The sequence below is a fragment of the Ignavibacteria bacterium genome (genome assembly GCA_016873775.1).
GTDB lineage: Bacteria > Bacteroidota > Ignavibacteria > UBA10030 > F1-140-MAGs086 > JAGXRH01.
Genome location: VGWC01000126.1, coordinates 1 through 3,211, shown reverse-complemented (window position 1 = coordinate 3,211; position 3,211 = coordinate 1). Strand labels below are relative to the sequence as shown.

General features: G+C 38.8%; 2 protein-coding genes. Both read right to left on the bottom strand.

The genetic code is table 11. The features are described from left to right. Positions 1 to 60 precede the first annotated feature (60 nt). Positions 61 to 1,128 (bottom strand): lipopolysaccharide heptosyltransferase II, encoded by a 1,068-nt coding sequence (gene waaF, locus FJ218_11155; protein MBM4167458.1) that lies wholly within the window; start codon positions 1,126 to 1,128, stop codon positions 61 to 63. An 89-nt stretch (positions 1,129 to 1,217) separates the two neighbouring features. Continuing rightward, the gene (locus tag FJ218_11150) at positions 1,218 to 2,849 is read right to left on the bottom strand and encodes a cyclic nucleotide-binding domain-containing protein (protein MBM4167457.1); all 1,632 of its coding nucleotides are present in this window, start codon (positions 2,847 to 2,849) and stop codon (positions 1,218 to 1,220) included. Positions 2,850 to 3,211 lie beyond the last annotated feature (362 nt).

Genomic DNA, 3,211 nt, shown 5'->3' with positions numbered 1-3,211 from the left:
GAAACGCAAACCAGAGTAATGGAATGATAAATATGTTGTAGAAAATTTTCATCATTCTTGTCATTCCAACATTTCCTTCACAACATTCACAACCATTTCAACAGAAATTTCTTTCATACAACGAAAATGTGCCTTCGGGCAATGTTCCAAACCGATATGCGAACACGGACGACATTCGAGATTTTTAACTTGCAACGCTTTTGCGTTTGTTCGATACGGAAAAAATCCAAACTCTTCCACCGACGAACCAAAGATTGCAACGACATTTTTCTTTCTCGCTGATGCAATATGAAGATTTGCAGAATCGTTCGTAACAACAACATTACACAAATCCATTAATGCCGCAGTTTCGAGAAGAGAAATTTTGCCGGCGAGATTGATTACAGATTTTTGATTACTGATTTCTGATTTGATTGACTCACAATAATCAATTTCATTTGGCGCAGCGAGAATTACAATAAATGCATTGTGTTGTTCAATCAATACATTCGCAAGTTGGATAAAATTTTCTTTCAACCACATTTTTGTTTTGTGTCGAGCCGTGGGACAAAGCGCGATGAGATTTTTTTTTGGTTTGTCCTCCTGAGTGAAACGAAGGATCTTGTTTTCATCAATAGAAAGATTCTTCGCTTCACTCAGAATGACACTGTTAAGAGTTTGCTTTACTTCATTTGGAAAATAAATTTCTGAACCTTCATCATCGTTTTTAATTCCAAGCGGCAAAAGTGTTCGAATGTATTTTTCTGGAATGGAAATTTTCTTTTCAAATAAATTGGCTTTGAATTTCACTAATAAGAACCGTTTCCAGACATCTTTGTCAATCACGAATGTTTGTTGCGCGACTCCGAAACGGAGTAATCTTGTACGCAAACTATTATGCAAATCAATCACAACATCATAGTTACGAAGTTTCAATGCGTTGCGAATAATGCGAAGTGAAAGTTCACGGGGAGAACCAAATTCAATAATAGTATTGATGTTCGGATTATAGCGAAGAACGTCAGCAAATTCTTTTTTTACAAGAACGTCAATCCGCGCAGAAGGAAATTTTTTACGAAGAAGCCGATACACCGGAGAAGTGAGAATGACATCGCCAAGAGAACTGAGACGAAGAACGAGAATATTCATTGGTGTTCGAGAATCGTTATTTGTTATTAGTTATCAGTTATTCGGTAATTGAGATGATGATTAACTAATCACGGATAACTGATAACGAACTACAGCGGAAGAAAAATTCTAATCGTCGTTCCTTTGCCGAGCGTGGAATCTACTTCAATTTTCCCTTTGTGATCTTCAATAATTTTTTTCGCGATTGCCATTCCAAGTCCCGTTCCCACTTTTTTACCGAACGTAACAAACGGTTCGAACATTTTTTCTTTTACTTCCGGCGGCATTCCAATACCTGTGTCGGAAAATTCAATCAAAACGTGGGAATCCTTTTGAATTGCATAGATCGTAAGTATTCCTCCTTTTTGCATTGCGTCTGCGGCATTGCTGGCGATATTATGGAAGACGCGAAGCATTTTATCCTCATCAATGTTGAGTTTTCCTTTGTACAGAATTTTTTCTAAAATGCTAATGCCTTTCTTTTCAAAACCTCGTTTGATAAACTGAATGAGTCCATTCAACAAATCTTCGAAATAGGTTTCTTGGATGTTGAGTTGTGTGATGCCGCGTGAAAACTCTAAAATTTCCTGCGCCATACTGACAAATCTATCAACTTGCGCAATCATTTGTTCGGCTTGTTTTGCCAGTTCTTCATTCCCGATATTTCGCTTGAGCATTTCGGCATTGAGTCGCAACGTTGTCATTGGATTTTTTATATCGTGAACAATTGTTGCCGCCATTTTTCCGACAGCAGCGAGTCGTTCGCTGTTCACCATTTGCTGTGCAACTTGCGCATTGGTAATTGCTATTGCGATATGAGTGCATAATGCATGAATAAACTGTTCATCGTGTTTCGTAAAATTGCCGCCTATTTTATTTAACAGTTGAAAGACAGCAACAATCTTTCCGTACTTATCTTTCACAGGAACACATAACATACTTTTCGTACGGTATCCGGTTTTCTTATCAATGAGCGCATCAAATTTAATATCGTTATATACATCGGCGTTATTGTAAATTTCTCCAGTCAATGCAATATGTCCTGCAATTCCTTGTCCCAATGGAAGTCGAATTTCAACAACATCAGACGCTTTGAGTACTTTTGACCACAATTCCTTTTTTACGTCGTCTATAAGATACAACGTTCCTCTATCTGCATTGATAAGGCGAAGCGCAGATTCAAGATTCAGCGTAAGCAACTGGTCGAGGTCGAGTGTGGAGTTGAGAATTTTTGCGGCTTCGCTGAGGTGTTTAAGTTGCTCGACTTGTCTGCGAAGTTCTACGGTCGTGCGTTCATGTTCCCGCACAAATGCAATATCTATGGTGCGTAGCCGAAGACTCAATGTGCGCAACAAATTGAGCGTAATGGCGTGGCTGTTTGCAATCATTATTTCGAGCGCGGATTTCGTGATGCCAACAAGAATTGAATCATCGAGAGCAACAGCACGCGCAGAACGTGGATGTCCATCGAGCATTTCCAATTCACCAAAGAAATCGCCAGAATGTAATAATGCAAGCGATAATTCTTCTCCCTCTTTCGTGTGTTTATCTATTTGCACTCTTCCTCTGATAAGAAGGTATAAAACACCTTCCGAAGTATCTTCTTCAAAGATCAATTCGCCGGAACAGACGTTTCGTTCAGAAATTCCGTCCAATATCAATTCGGAGAGAGAATCTACATCCACACCTGCAAAAAGAGCATTGCCTTTCACTTTCTGTAATATGTCTTTCGGCTCTTGCATGGGATCTTCATTTTTTTTCGGAGTAAAAAATAGCAAATTGCGTATGCGAAAAAAAATGAATGATATGAAACATCTGAAAAAGTCTAAACTTCGTTGCGCTCAGCGTGACGGTTCTCGATGCTTTTTCAGAGGTTTCAATATGTTAGTTTTTCCGATAGCGTTCAAACGGTATTTATCTGACATTTCCAATCGTCTTTTTTATTTTTGGAGTAAGAAACGCAAGTGTTCCTGAAGCGATAAGCAGTCCAATCGAAATACTTCCATACAGGATCATTAAACGATTGGAATCTTCCGCTATAAAAAACCCGCCAAAGAATCATCAATGATTCTTTGGGTTCAATCCCGAAGCTTTGCGTGTTCAT